At 62.3% G+C, this 17,800-nt stretch carries 13 protein-coding genes and 1 pseudogene; 8 read left to right on the forward strand and 6 right to left on the reverse strand.

Annotated elements, in window-relative coordinates:
* The first annotated feature begins 11 nt into the window (after window positions 1-11).
* The 4 genes and pseudogenes from OG293_RS15740 (at window position 12) to OG293_RS15755 (ending at window position 4,255) form a co-directional block, all read left to right on the forward strand.
* Entirely contained in the window at window positions 12-944 is a 933-nt protein-coding gene (locus OG293_RS15740; protein ID WP_405999422.1) for an NAD-dependent epimerase/dehydratase family protein, read from the forward strand.
* Between the two features lie 275 nt (window positions 945-1,219).
* A complete protein-coding gene (locus tag OG293_RS15745; RefSeq protein WP_405999423.1) occupies window positions 1,220-1,342 on the forward strand; it encodes a hypothetical protein in 123 nt (40 codons plus the stop codon).
* Between the two features lie 982 nt (window positions 1,343-2,324).
* A pseudogene (locus tag OG293_RS15750) lies at window positions 2,325-2,612 on the forward strand (TrmO family methyltransferase); the annotation flags it as partial.
* Window positions 2,613-2,818: 206 nt separating this feature from the next.
* Window positions 2,819-4,255, forward strand: coding sequence for a DNA phosphorothioation-associated putative methyltransferase (locus OG293_RS15755; RefSeq protein WP_405999424.1), 1,437 nt, complete (start codon window positions 2,819-2,821; stop codon window positions 4,253-4,255).
* Between the two features lie 12 nt (window positions 4,256-4,267).
* Here OG293_RS15755 and dndA read toward each other — a convergent pair whose 3' ends face one another.
* A complete protein-coding gene (gene dndA, locus OG293_RS15760; RefSeq protein WP_405999425.1) occupies window positions 4,268-5,419 on the reverse strand; it encodes a cysteine desulfurase DndA in 1,152 nt (383 codons plus the stop codon).
* 252 nt (window positions 5,420-5,671) lie between these two features.
* Here dndA and dndB point away from each other — a divergent pair, with 252 nt between their 5' ends.
* Genes dndB through dndE form a run of 4 tightly spaced genes read left to right on the forward strand, consistent with a single transcriptional unit; the run spans window position 5,672 to window position 10,772 of the window.
* Window positions 5,672-6,802, forward strand: a complete 1,131-nt coding sequence (dndB, locus tag OG293_RS15765; protein WP_384010072.1) for a DNA sulfur modification protein DndB — start codon at window positions 5,672-5,674, stop codon at window positions 6,800-6,802.
* The gene (dndC, locus tag OG293_RS15770) at window positions 6,799-8,385 is read left to right on the forward strand and encodes a DNA phosphorothioation system sulfurtransferase DndC (RefSeq protein ID WP_405999426.1); all 1,587 of its coding nucleotides are present in this window, start codon (window positions 6,799-6,801) and stop codon (window positions 8,383-8,385) included. Before dndB ends, dndC begins: the two co-directional genes overlap by 4 nt.
* Window positions 8,372-10,399 (forward strand): DNA sulfur modification protein DndD, encoded by a 2,028-nt coding sequence (gene dndD, locus OG293_RS15775; RefSeq protein WP_405999427.1) that lies wholly within the window; start codon window positions 8,372-8,374, stop codon window positions 10,397-10,399. The genes dndC and dndD overlap by 14 nt, the downstream gene beginning before the upstream one ends.
* A complete protein-coding gene (gene dndE / locus OG293_RS15780; RefSeq protein WP_405999428.1) occupies window positions 10,389-10,772 on the forward strand; it encodes a DNA sulfur modification protein DndE in 384 nt (127 codons plus the stop codon). The genes dndD and dndE overlap by 11 nt, the downstream gene beginning before the upstream one ends.
* Window positions 10,773-10,841: 69 nt before the next feature.
* Here the strand turns inward: dndE and OG293_RS15785 are convergent, their stop codons facing one another.
* From OG293_RS15785 to OG293_RS15805, 5 genes are all read right to left on the reverse strand, one after another.
* The gene (locus OG293_RS15785; protein WP_384452898.1) at window positions 10,842-11,321 is read right to left on the reverse strand and encodes a DNA phosphorothioation-associated protein 4; all 480 of its coding nucleotides are present in this window, start codon (window positions 11,319-11,321) and stop codon (window positions 10,842-10,844) included.
* Entirely contained in the window at window positions 11,321-13,372 is a 2,052-nt protein-coding gene (locus OG293_RS15790; protein WP_405999429.1) for an AAA family ATPase, read from the reverse strand. Before OG293_RS15790 ends, OG293_RS15785 begins: the two co-directional genes overlap by 1 nt.
* Window positions 13,369-13,533, reverse strand: a complete 165-nt coding sequence (locus OG293_RS15795) for a hypothetical protein (RefSeq protein ID WP_240116967.1) — start codon at window positions 13,531-13,533, stop codon at window positions 13,369-13,371. The genes OG293_RS15790 and OG293_RS15795 overlap by 4 nt, the downstream gene beginning before the upstream one ends.
* Before the next feature lie 27 nt (window positions 13,534-13,560).
* Window positions 13,561-15,582: a DNA phosphorothioation system restriction enzyme gene (locus tag OG293_RS15800; RefSeq protein ID WP_405999430.1), complete on the reverse strand. Its 2,022-nt coding sequence runs from the start codon at window positions 15,580-15,582 to the stop codon at window positions 13,561-13,563.
* Between the two features lie 122 nt (window positions 15,583-15,704).
* A complete protein-coding gene (locus tag OG293_RS15805) occupies window positions 15,705-17,726 on the reverse strand; it encodes a histone-like nucleoid-structuring protein Lsr2 (RefSeq protein ID WP_405999431.1) in 2,022 nt (673 codons plus the stop codon).
* Window positions 17,727-17,800: the final 74 nt, after the last annotated feature.

The raw sequence follows: 17,800 nt of genomic DNA on the forward strand, positions 1-17,800 counted from the left end.
AGGGAAGCCACGTGAACATCGTGATCACCGGCGGCGCCGGATTCGTCGGCAGCAACCTCGCTCGGTCCCTGACTGAGCGCCCCGAGATCACCCAGATCCGAGTGATCGACAACCTCTCCACCGGCTCCAAGGAAAACCTTCTGGGCCTCGAGGTCCGCTTCTTCGAAGGCGACATCCAGAACGCCGCTCTACTGGATCAGGCGTTCCACGGCGCGGACGCGATCGTCCACCTGGCTGCCCTGCCATCCGTACCACGCTCCGTAAGAGACCCCCTGGCCAGCCATCACGCCAACGCGACCGGCACCCTCCAGGTCCTCGAAGCCGCCCGCCGCGCCAGCAATCTGCACGTAATTGCTGCGTCCTCGTCCTCGGTCTACGGAGCGAACCCGTGCCTCCCAAAGCATGAAGACCTAGCTGCCGCCCCGATGAGCCCGTACGCGGTCACCAAGCTCGCCACCGAGGCGTACCTGGGCGCGTACCACCACAGCTACGGCCTCCCGGTCCTGCCGTTCCGCTTCTTCAATGTCTACGGCCCCGGCCAGCGCCCCGACCACGCTTACGCCGCCGTCATCCCGAAATGGATCAGCGCCGTGCTGGCTGGCCAGCCTGTCACCGTGCACGGCGACGGCACTCAGACGAGAGACTTCACTTATGTGGGCACCGTCTGCAGCATCCTCGCCGACGCCCTCCTGCGCCGGGTTGTCGAACCCCAACCGGTGAACCTGGCCTTCGGCGTCCGTCTGTCCCTACTGGACCTGATTCCAGCGATCGAGGTCGCCACTGGGCTGCGCGCTCAGAGGGAGCACACAGTCAGTCGTGTGGGGGATGTCCCCCACTCCCAGGCCGACGACACACGCCTGCGAGCCCTCTTTCCGACGGTGAAGCCCGTGCCGATGCACGAGGGCATATCGGCAACCGTGGACTGGCTTGGCGCCGGTGGGTGAAGTACGCCACGCGTCCGTCCAGCGAGTCCGGCCCACTGGCGCGAGGGATGGGCGCCAAGGGGGAGTTGTCCTCCACCTCGATGCCCACGATTCCGCTCTGGGCGGTGAGGGTCAGCGTGATGTGCTCGGCCACCATCTGACCGTTCGCGTCCGCGGGGCGCTCGGTGCCGCCTGGCGTACCGCCGTGGCGCTCGGCGTTCGTGGTGAGTTCGCTGACGATCAGGACCGTACGGTCCATCAGGTCTTCAAGCCCCCAGGCCGACAGCGTCTCCCGCGTGAAGGTCCGTGCCGCCCCGGGTGACCTGCCGTCCGAGACCATGGTGAGACTCACCCGGTACTCGGTGGACTCGATGACGGACTCCAGGCTCCAGATGGGCATCATCTCGGCCTCCTCATAGCGTCCGCCGGAGTCCGTCAAGGACTCGGCGGCAGGTCTCGGTGGAGGCGACGAGGCTGCGGAGGTGCGCGTCGACCGACGTTCTCGGACCTCCTTCTCTGGCCTGGGCCGACTCGGAGACATTGCCCTGCCCGCCCGGCAGCATCCGGTCTCCAGAGCCGTACGTCTGATTGCGTTCACCGAATTCCTGCCGGGGGCAGCCAGTTGGTGGTTTCGTTGACCCTGAGCGAACCGTGAATCACGGTGGGTTGGTATCGCCGACCGGTCGGCGATGCCGTCAAACGCGTCAGAGATCATCTTGTGGAAAGGGGCGCACGATGAGGCGCGAGCGGAACGAGAAACTGGCCGCTGCGATCGCGGAAACCGGCTGGTCGCAGCCGAAGGTCGCCGCTGCCTGGTACGGGTTGCGGCGGAGGTGGGCGCCGACGAGCTGCTCGGCACCAGCCGCTCGCACATCGCGATGTGGGGAACGGAACCCTCCGGGCGGGCGCCCCCTATCTTGCGAAACGTTGTCCCGTCGGCTCCAACGCCCCATCACTCCCGCCGAGATCGGCCTCCCCTCGCCGAACTCGGGTGCGGTCATGGCTTCCGAATGGCACGTCGATACGGTGAGCGCGTTGGTGGATCTGGGGAGAAGCAACGTGGACCTGGAACGACGCCGAGTGCTGGCCGGCACGGCCTCCTCGGTGACCGGACTCGCCCTGCCTGGACAGACGTGGTGGGACGAGGCCCCGAGCGTGCCCGATCGCCCCCGCTTCGACGAACCGGAGAATCGGGACTGCCGAGATCAAAGCGGTGAAGGAGATGACCGAGTTCTCCTCGAAGCGCGACCAATGCCAAGGCGGAGTGGACGGCCGGACAGCCCTTTACCAGTACATCTACGACGACGTCGCGACGTACGTCGGCGGTGTCTTCGCCAGTGATGAGACGCGCTGCCGCCTCTTCACCACCGCTGCCGAGCTGGTGTACGTCGCTGGCTGGATGAGCTTCGACGCGTCGCACCACGAGGCCGCCCGGCGGTACTTCACCCTGGCGGAACCTTCGTACACCGCAACCACCGGCGCCCCGCCCGCATCGCGACGTCGTTCCCGCGCCTGCTCGGCATGGACGGGCGCGACCTCCGCGTGACGGACCTCGACGCCGTCGACGGCACACCGATCATCGACTTCGTGGCCGTGTTCAAGGAGATGCTCCCTCGCGGCCCTGTCACACAGCCCTCGTGGCCGACCGAGATGCTCCAGGACTACTGGCGGGATGCGTACGAGCGCTGAGCCAGTGCCGATGGAGGGCTGCTCCCCCAACCTCTGCGCCAGCCGTCTCCCGCAGATCGAGGACTCGGGTCGGGTTGTCTGAGCTCTCGGTCTCCAAGCGTGCAGTCCACCGGGCGATCTACTGACGATCGGGCGAACGCCCTCCGCACCGGACCGTTCGCAACTACTCTGCGACCGTCCCAAATCCCCGCACGTGCGAGGACGCCATGCAGCAGACCTGGAACAGCGAACGCCGTCTCACCGCGATCGGACGAGCTGCACTCTCCGTCCCCGCTCGCCAGGCCCTCGCAGACAGACAGCTCGTCCCGGAACGGACGATCCTCGACTACGGCTGCGGGCGAGGCGGCGACGTGCGGTCACTCGATCGACTGGACTGCCGGATCACGGGTTGGGATCCGTACTACCGGCCAGAGACGAAACTGGAGCAGGCCGACGTCGTTCTCCTTACCTACGTCCTCAACGTCATCGAGGATCCCGCGGAGCGCCGCCGCAGCCTGCTGCAGGCATGGGAGTTGGCCAACACCGTCCTCGTCGCTTCAGCGCGTCTTACGTGGGAGAGGTCCAAGGTCCGCGGCCAGGAGTTCGGGGATGGCCTGATCACCAGTCGGCAGACATTCCAGCACCTCTTCGGAGCCAGCGAGCTACGCGACTACGTCGAAGAAGTCACTGGCACCCGCTGCGTCTCCGTGGCCCCCGGCATCGTCTACGCCTTCAAGGACGACGCGGCACGGCTCAGCTACCTCGCTCACCGCATCGTCCCGGATGCCCAATGGCTGGCTTCCGAGGACACGACCTCGGCCATCACTGCCGTCGTTGATCACGTTGAGCAACGGGGACGCCATCCTCGCGTCGAGGAGATGCCGCGTCCGGTAGCCGAGCTCCTGGCCCACTTGAAGCCGAACGAGCTCAAGCGGCTGATTCGGGACTCCGCCGACCCCGACAAGATCTCCGAAGGCGCCAAGCGCACGACACTCAACACCCTCCTCTTCCTCGCCGTCGAGTTGTTCAACGGGCGCGGCCCCTTCAGCAGCGTCCCGTTCAGCGTCCAACTGGACATCCGGGCCTTCTTCTCTTCATACAAGGAAGCCTGCCAACGCTCCGACCGGCTCCTCCTCAAGCTCCGCGACGACACCTACATCCGCGGCGCCATGAACGCCTCAGCCGTCGGCAAGCTGACCCCCACGGCCTTGTACGTGCATCGGCGCGCCGTCGACCACATGCCGACGGTGCTTCGTCTCTATGAACACTGCGCCTCGATCGCAGCCGGCCGACCGCAGGAGTGGACGATCGTCAAGCTCGAGCACCAGGGCCGTGCCGCGAGTTGGCTCGACTATCCGGAGTTCGACAAGGACCCGCACCCACGGATCCTGTCCTCTTACCACGTCGATCTGCAGACCCTGGCGACCTCGCACATGTCGTACGCGAACTCGACGAACCGCCCGCTACTTCATCGCAAGCACGAGTTCCTCGCTCCGGATGATCCGGACGCGCCGCGCTACCGTCGCCTCACCGAGTCAGAGCTGAAGGCTGGCCTGTACGAGCACCCACATCTCATCGGCACCGAGAACGGCTGGGAAACCGAGCTCGTCCGCTGTGGCCGTGAACTGCGCGGCCATCGGCTGGTGCACCGCACGGAAGGCTGACCATCGACTGCTTCAACTTGCCTCGGGCTGCATATGCGCAATGGTCTCTGCCAGCTCCTCCGGGCCGAAGTCCGCGACCTGGCCCGGGAACCAGGAAAACCGCAGCCCGTTTGTCGCCACATCCTCGGGCAGCCCCATCGCCATGAGGACATGGCTTGGGGTGTATGAGGCGCTCGTGCATGCCGACCCGGTTGCGATGGCGACCTGGTTCTTGAGCCTGACGATCAGCGCTTCGGCGTTGAGCCCATCAAAGGTCACATTCAGGATGTGCGGCACTGCATGCTCAGCATCGCCATTGATATGGAAGCGCGTCTTGCCGAGCGCGGTGAGCAACCGCTCCCGCATCTCCCGGGCCGCGCGCTCCCAGCGGGGCTGTCCCTCCTGGAAGATCTTCGCAGCTTCGAAGAGGCCCATGATGTGCGGCACAGGCAGCGTTCCAGGTCGGAGCTTCCGCTCCTGGCCACCACCGAACATGATCGGCTCAAGTGGAACCTTGTCCCAGCCGCGGCGACGGACGACCAGCGCCCCCACGCCCTTAGGCGCTCCGATCTTGTGTCCACTAATGCTGATCAGGTCGATGGGTGCCTTCAAATCATCGGGGACCTTGCCGTACCCCTGGGCGGCATCAACGTGCAGGAACGTCGAAGTCTTGCGCAGCACGTTGGCCAGCTCGGCCACCGGCTGAATGACACCGGTCTCATTGTTCACGTGCATGAGCGACACCAGCAGAGTGTCATCTCTCAGCTTCTCGAGTACGGACTCTTTCGAGATGCGCCCGCTAGGGCCAGGCTTCAGGAAATCGACCTCGAAACCCTTCTCCTGGAGGTGCAGCAAGGGCTCGATAACGGCTTTATGCTCGATGGCGGAAGTGATGATGTGCCGTCGACCCGTCTTCTCCCCGTGCGCCGCGAGCCCGAGGAGCGCGATGTTGTTGGACTCGGTCGCACCGCTCGTGAAGATCAACTCTTCGGTCTTGGCTCCGACCGTCCTCGCGATGAACTCACGCGCCTCATGGACCCCCTTCTTCGCACGTGCTCCGTACTCGTGGGTGCGACTGCCGGCGTTGCCGAAGTCTTCCGTCATCCAGCGAAGCACCACGTCCGCAACCCGGGGCTCCACCCGCGTCGTTGCCGCCACATCCAGATACGCCACCACAGCATTCACCTAACCTTGCCCCGGTCTCAGACCAACGCGTACGTTAAACCGTTAACGTACATCTCCTTCAGCCCGACTGGGCGGCACGTAGCCCACTACACGTCAACACGCGCAGTACGAGATGTCATCCCTCGGGGTCCCTCGCCCCGGCATGTCCACGCGCGCCCTAGCAAGTTCGGTACGTCATCTCCGATCCACCTACGCGTCAGAAGCTCAGTGAAGTACGTCAACTGAGTGACGTACTTACGTTAGAGTTGCGTCGTGGAGACCCAAGCAGCGACCAGAGTCGTCGCGCCCAGGACATCGGAAGGGTTCGAGTACACCTTCCCTGCCATCCGCGGGATCCAGGCGGGACGGGAGTTCTACGTCTCGATGTGCCCTATGCGACTGATCCCCAAGATCTTCATCTTCGACGAGGACGAGCTGACGCCCGAACTGCGAGCTCAACGCGTCCTGAACAAGGGGCGCCTGCCCGCCCTTGCTAAGTACATCCTGGACAACCCGGATGATTACGTATTCAGTGCGCTGACAGCATCGGTCGACGGCGACATGACCTTCGACAGTCACGCCGCCGAAGGCCCGGGCATGCGGACCGGGCAGCTCCACATTCCCATGGACGCCCGCTTCTTGATCAACGACGGCCAGCACCGTCGCGCCGCCATCGAGCAGGCACTCAAGGAGAATCCCGACCTCGGCGACGAGACGATCGCCGTCGTCTTCTTCCATGACGCCGGCCTCGCGCGGTCCCAGCAGATGTTCGCCGATCTGAACCGCCATGCGGTCCGCCCCGCACGCTCCATCGGCGTGCTGTACGACCACCGTGACGAAGAAGCCAAGGCCGCTCGCCTCCTCTCCACCCGGTGTCCCGTCTTCAAGGGATACGTGGAGATGGAGAAGAGCAATCTCTCCGCGCGCTCCGCGAAGATGTTCACGTTGAGTGCGCTGTATTACGGTACCCAGGCGCTCTTCCAGGGGCTGGAAGTGAAGCCGGACGAGGCCGCCAAGCTTGCCCAGTCATACTGGGAGACAATCGACCAAACAATCCCAGAATGGTCAATGGTGCGAAACAGGGAGCTACCCGCACAAGAAATGCGCCGCGACTACATTCACAGTCACGGCATCGCACTACATGCACTGGGAAGAATTGGGAACTCCCTGTTCCGTGAATCCACCGCTGTCACCAAATGGAAGAAGAGACTCGGCCCGCTGGAAAAGGTGGACTGGTCCCGCTCGAATGCCGATTGGGAAGGACGCGCAATCGTCGGAGGGCGCGTGTCCAAGAGCCATCAGAACGTAACATTGACCGTGAATTATCTGCGTCACCACCTCGGCCTCCCTCTCAGCCCGGAAGAGCAGCGAGTGGAAGACGCATATTTGCGAGGCGACGCATGACAATCCCGCTGAATATCCCCATCACACCAGTACGCCGCAAGCCCTTTGACGGCCGCTCGCTCAGTGAAGTCACGGCTGAGCTGACTGCAGAAGTGCGCGAGCTGTACACCGCCGATGAAGTGCCCTGGGTGATCGGCTACAGCGGCGGCAAGGACTCCACCGCCGTATTGCAGCTGGTCTGGGCAGCGCTCAAGGATCTGCCAGCAGAGCAGCGGACCAAGCCGGTCCACGTCATCAGTACGGACACCCTGGTCGAGAACCCGGTCGTCGCAGCATGGGTATCCACCTCCCTGAAGACCATGGCCAAGGCGGCCGAGGAACAGAGCCTCCCGATCGAACCCCACCGGTTGACCCCCGATATCAAGGACACCTTCTGGGTAAACCTGATCGGCCGCGGTTACCCTGCCCCCCGCCCCAAGTTCCGTTGGTGCACCGAGCGCCTGAAGATCAAGCCGTCGAACTCCTTCATCCGCAACGTGGTTGCAGCCCACGGCGAGGCCATCCTGGTCCTCGGCATTCGAAAGGCCGAAAGCCAGGCGCGAGCGCGAGCGATGGAGAAGCACGAGAAGCGTCGCGTACGCGACCGCCTCTCCCCTAACGCGAACCTTCCCAACTCCCTTGTCTACAGCCCAGTCGAAGACTGGACCAACGATGATGTCTGGGAATTCCTGATGCAGGTCCCCAACCCCTGGGGCTACAACAATCACGACCTTCTCTCCATGTACCAGGGCGCTTCGGCGGACGGCGAGTGCCCGCTTGTCGTCGACTCGACCACTCCCTCCTGCGGATCCAGCCGGTTCGGCTGCTGGACATGCACGCTGGTTGAGCAGGACAAGTCCATGTCCGCCATGATTCAGAACGATGACGAGAAGGAGTGGATGCTTCCGCTCCTTGAGTTGCGCGACAAGCTCGACGCGCCCTTCGGCTACATCACCGACAAGAACGATCCAGAGCTTCCCGCAGGTAAGAAGGTCCCTTACCCCCGTACGGACAAGCCTGCCCGTGACTTCCGCCGTATGAGCGGCAAGGTCATGCTGTTCAACGACGGTGCCATCCACGGTCCGTACCTGCAGGAGCGCCGGGAAGAGTGGATCCGAGATCTACTCTCCGCGCAGACTTGGATCCGGACGAACGAGCAGACACCGGAGCATGTCCGCGGCATCGAGCTGATCACCCTCGATGAGCTCCACGAGATCCGCCGCATCTGGGTCTTCGACAAGCATGAGGTCGAAGATTCCCTGCCGCGCATCTACAAGGAGACGACGGGCGAGGACTTCCCGGGCGGCCCGCTTGACGAGCAGTTGGTCATGGGCGCCGATGAGATGGAGCTTCTCAAGGACCTCTGTGAAGGTGACGACCTTCACTACACCATGGTCCGCGAACTGCTCTCCGTTGAACGCAAGTACCGCACGATGACCCGCCGCGCCGGACTCTTCCAGGCCCTGGAAGACGCCGTGCAGAAGGGCTACTACGAAGACCACGACGACGCAGTCGACTTCGCGCAGCGCAAGCAGAAGCTCCACGACGACGTCAAGAAGAACCTGACCCTCGACGAAGAGAACCGCCTCGATGCTCCTGCGTAAGATCACCCTTGAGGAATTTGGGGCCTACCGCGGCAAACAGTCTCTCGACCTCACACCGAAGAGGAACAAGCCGATTATCTTGATCGGTGGCCTCAACGGGTGTGGCAAGACGACATTGCTCGACGCCATCCAACTCGTCCTCTACGGAGCCCGAGCCCGATGCAGTGGCCGTGCGAACAAGCCCTACGAGATGTTCCTGCGAGAGTGCATCAACCGGCAAGCGGATCCCGCACGCGGTTCATCGATCACGCTCGAGTTCACCGTCGCAGTGGACGGCCGTGAGCACCACTACCGGGTCATCCGTAGCTGGCACACGAGCGGGAAGAGCGTTAAGGAGTTCTTGACTGTCTTCGTCGATGAGCAGTATGAAGAGAAACTGAAGGCTGGCCGTGGTGTGAGGCCGGAGGGCAAGTTCAGTCGACTCCTCAGCGAGGGCTGGGCAGACCATGTAGAGGACCTTCTCCCGCTGGAGATCGCCTCCCTGTCGTTCTTCGACGGCGAGAAGATCGAGTCCCTTGCCGATCCTGAGCGCGCCGCCTCCGTCATCGAGTCGGCGGTACACGCGCTGCTCGGCGTGAGCACCGTGCAGCAGCTCCGTACTGACCTCGTCGCACTCCAGCGCCGGCAGAAGCTGTCCGACGAGGAGCAGCACCTTTTGGACAACATCAACACGTTGGAGCATGAACGTGCTGCCGTGTTGGAGACGTACGAGGCCACTCATCAAGCTCTGGGCCAACGACGTACGGACCTTGGCAAGGTAGAGCGGAAACTTGAGACTCTGGAGCGGGCTTTCGAGAAGGAGGGCGGCAGCCTCTTCGAAAGGCGCGTCGAACTGGAGACGGAACGCAAGCAGGTCGCAGGACAGCTCGCTGAACTCCGCGCCGCACTCGCGCAGGTAGCTGCTGGCCCTCTGCCACTCCTGATGCTGACCGATCAGCTCAAGAAGGTCAGGAAGCAGGCTCAGCAGGAACAGGTTGCGGCCGAGGCAAGCCAGGTGCTCGACGTCCTGGCTGAACGCGACGAGTGGCTCCTTGAACTTCTGCCCGCCGCGACACGCAAGAAGATCATAGAGACACTCGAAGCGGACCGAGCCGAGCGATCAAAGTTGGCCGACCTGAAGGTAAACTTCAACCTTCCAAGGGACGCGCTCTCCCAGCTTGCCGTCCTGGACGAAGTCCTCGTGCGGGATAAGGCACATGCAACAGACCTGCTGAACCAGGCCACCGAGGTCGCCGAGCACCTGGCCCAGCTCGACCGCCAGCTCGGCGCTGTTCCTGCGCAGAGCAAGGTGGAGGCACTCCAACTCGCCCGCGAGGAACAGCTTCAGGAAGTCGCGACTCACAAGGCCACGTACGAACGTCACGCGGAACAGCTCACCGAGCTGAAGCGACGCCGTGCATACGTCACAGAGACGCTCGCACGTGCCCACCACGAGTTCGTACGAACCAAGGTCAAGGCCGAGGAAGTCGAGCGGATCAAGACCTACTCGGAGAAAGCGCGCGACACCCTGGAACGGTTCCGTGTCGCCCTGCTCGAACGGCACACCAGCCGCCTCGAAGTCGCCATGCTCCAGAGCTTCAAGCAGCTGATGCGGAAGCAGGCGCTGGTCCATGACATCCGCATCGAGACCGATAAGTTCACGCTGACCTTGAGCGATGCCAACGGCGACTCCATCGATCCCGGACGTCTCAGCGCCGGTGAACGCCAACTCCTCGCGGTCTCGTTGCTGTGGGGCTTGATGAAGGTCGCGGGCAACCGCCTGCCCAGCGTCATCGACACCCCGCTCGGCCGCCTCGACAGCCGGCACCGCGAGCACCTCGTCGACCGATACTTCCCCAACGCCAGCCGCCAGGTACTCCTCCTCTCGACCGACGAGGAGATCGACGAGTACCTGCTGGGACGCTTGAAGAAGTCCGTCGCCCGCACGTACACCCTCGTCCACGACGACACCGAGTTCACCACGAGCGTCGTCGAGGGCTACTGGTGGAATTCAGGAGTACCCAGTGTCGCTTGATAACGTCCGCCTCTCGCAGGCGGCCCGTGACCGTCTGATCCGCCTCAAGCGCACCACGGACATCCCTCAGTGGAACGTCCTGTGCCGCTGGGCTCTGGCGCTCTCGCTGAGGGACGCCTCCACACCTCTGGTGAAGGACATCGTCACAGACTCCAACGTCGAGATGACATGGAAGACCTTCGCCGGCCAGCACGGTGACCTCTATCTGGCCCTGCTCAAGCAGCGTTGCATCGCCGACGGTGAAGAGCCCACCGACGAGAACGTCGCGAAGACGCTGACGGTTCACCTGCACCGTGGCATCGGGCACCTCGGTGGGCACAAGGAGCTGACCTTCATCGAGGGGCTAGTGGGTTCGGTCGCCGCCGCAGACTGACGCGAGGCACTTACGCCGAAGGGGCGGAGAGGGAACGGGTTGGCTTCCGTTCTCTCACCGCCCCTGTGCCTACTCGCCGAGATTCCAGTCCAGGGACGTGGCCTTCACCAATTCGGAGATGTCACTCTGGTGCTCGTCCGGAGCCGTCAGCGTGTCCATCACTAGGTTGCTGATGATCGATACGTAGTCCTGCCCGCCGCTCGCGTTGACCTCACCCTGGATGTAGTTAAGGCCGCCGTTCGCGTACTCCTCGAAGATCTTCACCCGCTCAGGCTGCCGCTCGTCGGAGAGGATCTTCGGGTCGTCCGGGATCTCGGCCACCGCGACCATGTCGATGAGGACGTCGCCGTACTGACGCCCCTCCATGATCGAAAGGCGAATGGGCTCGCCCGCCTTCTCGAAGGGCTCGCGCTTACTCTTGTTCCGCCCTAGCAGCGCCGCGAACATCAGCACGTCGACCATCGCGCTGAACGGCCCCTCCTTGCCGGAAAGAGCACCGATCAGCGGCTCGTGCTCCGTCGGCCTGCGGAGTCGATCCTCGCGCGCCATCAGACGGTCACCTCTTCCAGGATGGTGTGTTCAAACTCCCCGTGCGAGACGTTGGGGACTGCCCTGTTGTTGATCTCGATCGTCTCTTCGACACCGATGTTGGGCGTCACGCTGCGGAGTACGTACATTCGCGTCGCCGAACCCTGAAGGTTGTCCATCACCTTGCCGCGTGCCTGCGAGTTCGAGAGCATTACGACAATCTGGGAGGTGAGTTTAGGCAGCGCCTGGGCAATCTCCTCCTGGTACGTAAGGTCCAGGCTACCGAAGGGCGCATCCATGACGACGGGATAGATGCCACCCTCGCCGAGGACCTCGTCGCTGCTCTTGGACTTGCGCTGGTGGATCTTCTTGGCGACCTCGGACACTGCGCCCACGAACGACAGACCGAGCACTTGGTTCTCGCCCGTGCTGCGGATGGCGATACCGGCCGAGGACTTCAGCAACAGGTCGAAGGAGTCCGTGAGTTCGGGCTCATAGGACTTCCGGAAGATCCGCGTGAAAACTTCCTTGAGCTTCGCGTCGAGCTGCTCACGGACCTCTTCCGTCTTCAATTCCAGCGCCTCGCGGAAGGTCTCCAGCACCTCGTTCACCAGGTTGACCTGGCGTTGCACCTTGCGTGAAGCAGCATCTGCCGTTTCCGCACCGCGGAAGAGACGCTTCACCTTCTCAATCTCGGCATCGAAGTGGGCGATCGACTTCTCAAGTCGTCTATGTTCGGCGAGCCCCTCAACGCGCTTTTCGTCGTACTCCTTGCGCTTCTGCTCGAGACGCTGAACATCCTGTTCGTTTACGCCTTCGAGCTGCCGAGCGATGTCGCTCTTCTCCTCTTCCAGGCGTTTGATCTCGTCTTGGCAGCTCTGGATCTCGATGGCTGCCTGCCTCAGGTTCTCGAGGAGCTTCTGCCGTTCGTCACCCAGGTGCAACATCTGGCCGCTGACGTACATCCAGCGTGCTTCGACGTCAGCCAGACCCGCGTTGTAACGGCGCTTGTCCAACTCGATGTAAGCGAGACTCCCTTCCGGAACGGGAGTTCCACACATGCACTCCCCCTCCTGAAGGAGCCCTTCGATGAAGTCCCGCTGAATCCCGGCCGGCAGTTCACGCCGCTTCCGCATGGCTTCGGCCAGGTCGACCACCTGCTGGTCGACGCCAGAGGTAAAAGCAAGGAAGCCTCCCTTGGACAGAATCTCGCGCTTGCTCGCATACCTCTCCTTGAGCTGTTCGCTCTTCTGCCCGATCTGCCACTCGAGCTTCTTGCGAGCGTTCTGCAACGGCTTGGACACTTCGTGGCTTCGCAGCGAGCGTTCCAGGTCGAGGATCTCGCGCTCGTAGCTGGCGGTGTCTTTGGAGATCTTCAGCGCCGCCTTGCGCGCGTCCGCCTGTTGCTGTTCAAGGTCCTCCTGCTGATCCCTGAGCTGCTGGAGGCGGCTGTCGCCTCCCTTGGAGATTTCCTTCGCCAACCGTTTTGCCGCTGCGGGGAGATGCTCAGAGATCGCACGCTCCATCGGCTCCAGGTCCATCAGTGTCTTGATGGCTTGCTTAACCTCGCCATTGTTCTCCTCGCCCGTGAACATCTTCTCCATTCGCTCGCCATTAAAGAAGAAGAACCGGCGAAGCCCTTCGGGCAAGATCTTCTCGATACGATCCTGCCCGTTCGCGACAGTCTTGCTCTCACCATTCTTGATCTCAGTGAGAGTAAGCGCAGCCGAGACTGCGGCCTGCTCCTCCGAGTTCTTGACCGCCGCCACCTCCCTGCGAGCCTGAAAGAAGAGTCCAGCGTGCTCGAATTTGAGCTCTACCGAGGCACTGACGGGTGCCCCCATCCTCGTTTCTGACCACTTCTCGTCGTGGATCACGCGATGCTGCTGCTCGACATCGTCCGAGAACTTTCCATACAACACCCACGCGAAAGCATTCAGGAGCGTTGTCTTACCGGCCCCGTTGTTGCCGAAGATGAGAACCGCCGGCTTGCCCTCGTCGACGCCGAGGTCGAGTACCTGGCGTCCGTAGAACGCCCGGAAATTGTCAAGCGTGAGCTTGAGGAGCTTCACTTGATGAGTCCCTTCACTGCAGCCACTATCTCGTCGACGACCCGTGTCGAGTTCCTGATGTGCAGGTTCTCCCGCTCCAACTCGATCACACGTTTGGCGAGCTTGACGCCGTCCGGCGACAGCTGTTCCATTACCTGCTGAGCAGTCTTCTTCTCACTCACGACAACTCCTGGATTCCCATCACACTTTCAGATGTCTTGCAGGTCGTAACGCAGTCGCAGCGGACGGAGGATATCGAGGGTTTCCGCCTCGTTCTCCGCGAGGTACGCAAATTCGGTAACACGAGCCAGCTCGCGAGCGACCATCTTCCGCTCGCTCTCCGGCTGTAGATCGGATGCCTCTTCCGGCGGGACCACAATGAAGTCCACGATGTCCGCCATAGCCTTTCCGGGCGCCTGACGGAGCACACGTCCTCGACGCTGGATGAACTGCCGCGGGTTGGAAGAACTGGCAAGCAGGTACGCCGTCCGGGCCGCGGGGACATCGACACCCTCGTCGAGGCACCGCATCGACACAATTGCCTGCAGCTCCCGATCGGCGAAGCGTTGGAGCACCTTCCGGCGTTCTGGGCGCTTAGTCTCCGCGGTGTACCGGGCTGCTGGCATGTGCAGCCGGTTGCCGACGAGGTCCAGCACTTGATCCAGCTGGGAGAGCTCCTCGGGCGCTCCGTCCTCATAAGACAGCGGGTGCCGGCCCTCGGCACAGTAGAGGAGCTGGTACCAGTCCTCGCCCCGCTTCTCGATCTCCCGCCTCAACGCCGGCAGCTTGGCCCGCGCATGCCCCAACAGGTTCGATCGCTTTCGGAGCAAGGCGCCGAGGGGACTGTCTTCGTCCACCCTGTCCGAACCCTGCTGCGATGCGAAGATCCTGGCGATCTTCGTAGTGATCTCCACGTACATCTCGGTCTCTTCCGAGTCGAGCTCGACGACTACCGGTGTGTACGTGTAGCGACACAGCGCGCCCAGTTTGATGGCGTCGCCGATGCCCATTTCAAAAACAATCTTCCCGAAGTAACTCGTGAGCGCGTCGGTGCCTTCATCGTCGAACCAGCGCTCAGGAGTGGCGGACAAACCGAGCCTGAACTCTGCGTTCTCGGGAAGCTTTGTCCTGATGTGCCTCGCACCAAGGTTGTGAGCCTCATCCGCAATGAGCAGGAGCCGGCCCTTGTAGCGGTTGAGGACGCTTTGGAAGGCAGCGTCTCCGAAAGTCTTGTTGGTCGTGATGATCACGCCACCACGGGCGGCCTTCAGCGCGAGCGCATCCAGGAGGTGGGACGCACGGCCAAACCAGGCTGCTTTTGATTCGTAGGCCATGATCGGAGTGACGCCGAACCACTCAATGTCCTTGGCCCACTGGTCCACCAAGTGCTGATATGGAGCGATCACCACGGTGAGAAGTGGCTCGCCCCGTTGGTGCAGCACCTTGGTCATCTGTGCGGCAGCCGACAGCGCCGTGAGTGTCTTCCCCGTCCCCGTGGCCATCCGGAGGAGACCACGTCCCTTCTCGTTGAACCAGTTCCCTACGGCCTGCTTCTGATAGTCACGGACCTTGAGCCCTGCGGGGATCGTCAACATGCCAGCGGTATCCGCCGGCACAACCACGATCGGAGCCCCGCCGCTGGGAACGTCTGCCGCTTCGCCTGCTTCTTCCCCCGCCAGAGCGATCCGCTCGATGACCTTCTTTGCAGTCTCAGTGAAGGGTGTAACGCGCAATATCGACGTTCTGTCCTCCCACAGGTCCTCGAAGTCCCTGCTGATCCGCAATGCCCGCACCCGGTCCCACTCGTCCCAGCTCCGGAACACCTCGATGGACTCGAAGTTCCCGACCAGCCCGGACAGCGTCTCGTTGGCGCTCCCCTTGAACGCCACGAGGTCCTCACCGTCGCGGAAGACCCCGATCTTCTCGTGGTACATACCGACCCGGTTACCTGACGCGACGTACGCCAGCTTGATGTCCAGCCGACCCTCGGCCACGAGCTGCCCCAGCTTCCCGAGCCCTCGCGCCGCGCGGGGATCTCCCGCAGCCCGCTCCAGGTCTCGGACAGCCGCCTTCTCCATCACGGCTCGCAGCTCGTACCCAGCCTCAATCTCCGCGATGTCCTCCGCGATCAGGTACGGCGATGCCACGATGCGCATCTGTCCGCCGCGCCGAATGAACTCGTCGATCCCCCTGCCGATGACAGCGAGGACGGAGGCCGTGAAGTAGCCCACTGCACGGTCATACTTCTCAGCCTGCCGTAGCGCAGGGACATAGAAATCTTCGACCACATCGCAGCGGTCACTGCGATATTCACCCTCGACTCCTGCGGAGCGAAGCCCTTGAGACTCAATCATCAGAAGTCCAGCCCCAAATCTCTCACCAAATCAACGGCGGAGGGATTACTGTGCCTTTCGCCTTCACCCCGCTCGCCCGTCGGTCGCTGGTCATCAAGATCGACGATGCGGCGAACAGTCCCGTTACGTGAAGTGAACGGCGGGCTGGAGACTACCTGCCGCAGGGTGATCTCCTTGATCGAGAACTGGGTTGTGAGCTTATCTACGAGTTCTGCGGTCGCAATCTCACCGCCAGCCAGGTCAACCTCTTCAGAGACGAGATCCTTGATCGACCGATAAGGGCGCATTCCCCAGTCCGCCAACGCCCAGGCATCCATATCGCATCGCACGAAACGATCGTCCGCTGCAATCTGCACGCGTAGCGAGTTCGTTTTCACGTCTCCCTCCATATTTTCCGCTAGACGCTGCAGAGAGAGAGGACATTGCGCGCTCTGCAAAGCCTTTAGCGCCCTCTCTTTCAAGGTCGCATAACCCGAAGCGTGAACAGAATCAGGCTCTTTAGGGGCTCCCTCATGAATCACCCATCCAGCCTCGCTCTGCGGATCTGCCGTGGCGGCAAGTAGCTGCTCTATCAGGTCGCCAATGTGGCCTTCGAGCTCGCTTGACCGTAGCAGCAGAGAACCGAGCGTCTCTTCTGGAAAGGACACTCTAGCGAGCTTCGAGAGCGCCATCATGACGTCTACGACCGATTGTCCATGCCCAGTTTCTTGAATGCGAGAAGCAGGCATTTCGAGCCGATCATTTTCCTGAACCAGGACTCCCTCAGGGGTTCGCAGCGCCACCTCGAAAGCTTCGAGTATTGAAGCAGGGATGCGACCTCGGTCGCCAATCTCATAGCCTTGCGAACGAGCCCAACTGCGAATTATTGAATTCATATTTCCGGAAGCCTGCAGTGGCATGGCGCTCGGAATTGAACCACCCGAAACTGCCGCCGCCGAAAGCGAACCGGCTGCGGCTCCACGCACCTCGGGTGAGGTGAGGCTCGTCGGCTGCAACGCCCGGCTCTGTCCCACTGGATCCAAGCGCGAGCCCAACCCACTGCTTTTATCCATGGTGTTGCAATATTCAAGCCATGCCTCAAGATCTTCGGCATGCAGTTGGACTCGCTGCGCGCGCAGCATCCGGTCTGCTGTCTTCAGCGTCATCACTTCGCCCTGCTCGAGATCCAAGATCCTGAGCGTCTCGCTTTGCAACCAGGGCAACGTCCGCATCGAGAACCATCCATCCTGGCTTCTCCACCATTTCCTCATACCGTGAAGAAGCGCAAGCGCGTCGAACTCCTCACCTGGGAGATCGCTGCCCAACCAGGCGTGACGTGCGAGCAAGGTTTCCTTGCGGACGGGAAACTTGATTGATTCCTCGAATGCGCTGACCACATAGCGCAGCGACCCCTCTGCTGCGGAATCAAACTCGTCAAGAATCTTGTCGGGAGTATCGACCATCCGGGTACGCAAAGCCCGCTCCCGCACGGAAGGCTCCCCGAGCCACCGAAGGTCACCTTCCGAGTGAATCGTTCGCAGGAAGTACTTGTCACTGCTATCGAGCTGGTCGAACCAATCGGTCAACGGCGTCGCCAAATCGATCCGAGTCGCTCCGCTCACTCCCAATGCCGACACCCGAATAAGTGTCGTCATCAGTTCAGTGACTACTGAACACGAAAGCCCGAGGGACGACTCGATTTGAGCGGGACTCATTTCCCTTAAGCCGCGGGATCCGCCAACCGCCGACAGAATCGCTTCTGTCAACCACTCCTGGCCAGAGAGGAAGGTCGGCAGTACGTCGCCGCCCTGCAGCGAAGGCACGAGCGTCGCTATCGGCCGGTGCCTCAGCACCTCATCCGCGACTGTGAGCAATCCCAGCGCGTCAAACAGATCATCCAGGTAGGGGCGCCACTGCGCCGTCTCTCGGGGGGACTCATCGAACTTGAGGCAAGGGTCGGCGAGCCCTTGCAGCTCATCGCGGTCACGCTCTGAGATCTCGGCAATCCACGGGTACAGGTCTCCCCACGTCCCGCCGGTCATTGACGCCCCCTGTACAGACATTCTTTCTTTAACCTCGCGATAGTGCCGGATCATGCAACTTCGCACAGCTTAGG

The organism is Streptomyces sp. NBC_00829, assembly GCF_045161795.1.
Classification (GTDB): Bacteria; Actinomycetota; Actinomycetes; order Streptomycetales; family Streptomycetaceae; genus Streptomyces.

What these genes read in the sequence shown, in the direction of transcription:
- OG293_RS15755 (WP_405999424.1), top strand. Translation starts at nt 2,819, where the DNA reads ATGCAGCAGACCTGGAACAGCGAACGCCGTCTCACCGCGATCGGACGA.
- dndC (WP_405999426.1), top strand. Translation starts at nt 6,799, where the DNA reads ATGACAATCCCGCTGAATATCCCCATCACACCAGTACGCCGCAAGCCC.
- dndD (WP_405999427.1), top strand. Translation starts at nt 8,372, where the DNA reads ATGCTCCTGCGTAAGATCACCCTTGAGGAATTTGGGGCCTACCGCGGC.
- OG293_RS15785 (WP_384452898.1), bottom strand. Translation starts at nt 11,321, where the DNA reads ATGGCGCGCGAGGATCGACTCCGCAGGCCGACGGAGCACGAGCCGCTG.
- OG293_RS15805 (WP_405999431.1), bottom strand. Translation starts at nt 17,726, where the DNA reads ATGACCGGCGGGACGTGGGGAGACCTGTACCCGTGGATTGCCGAGATC.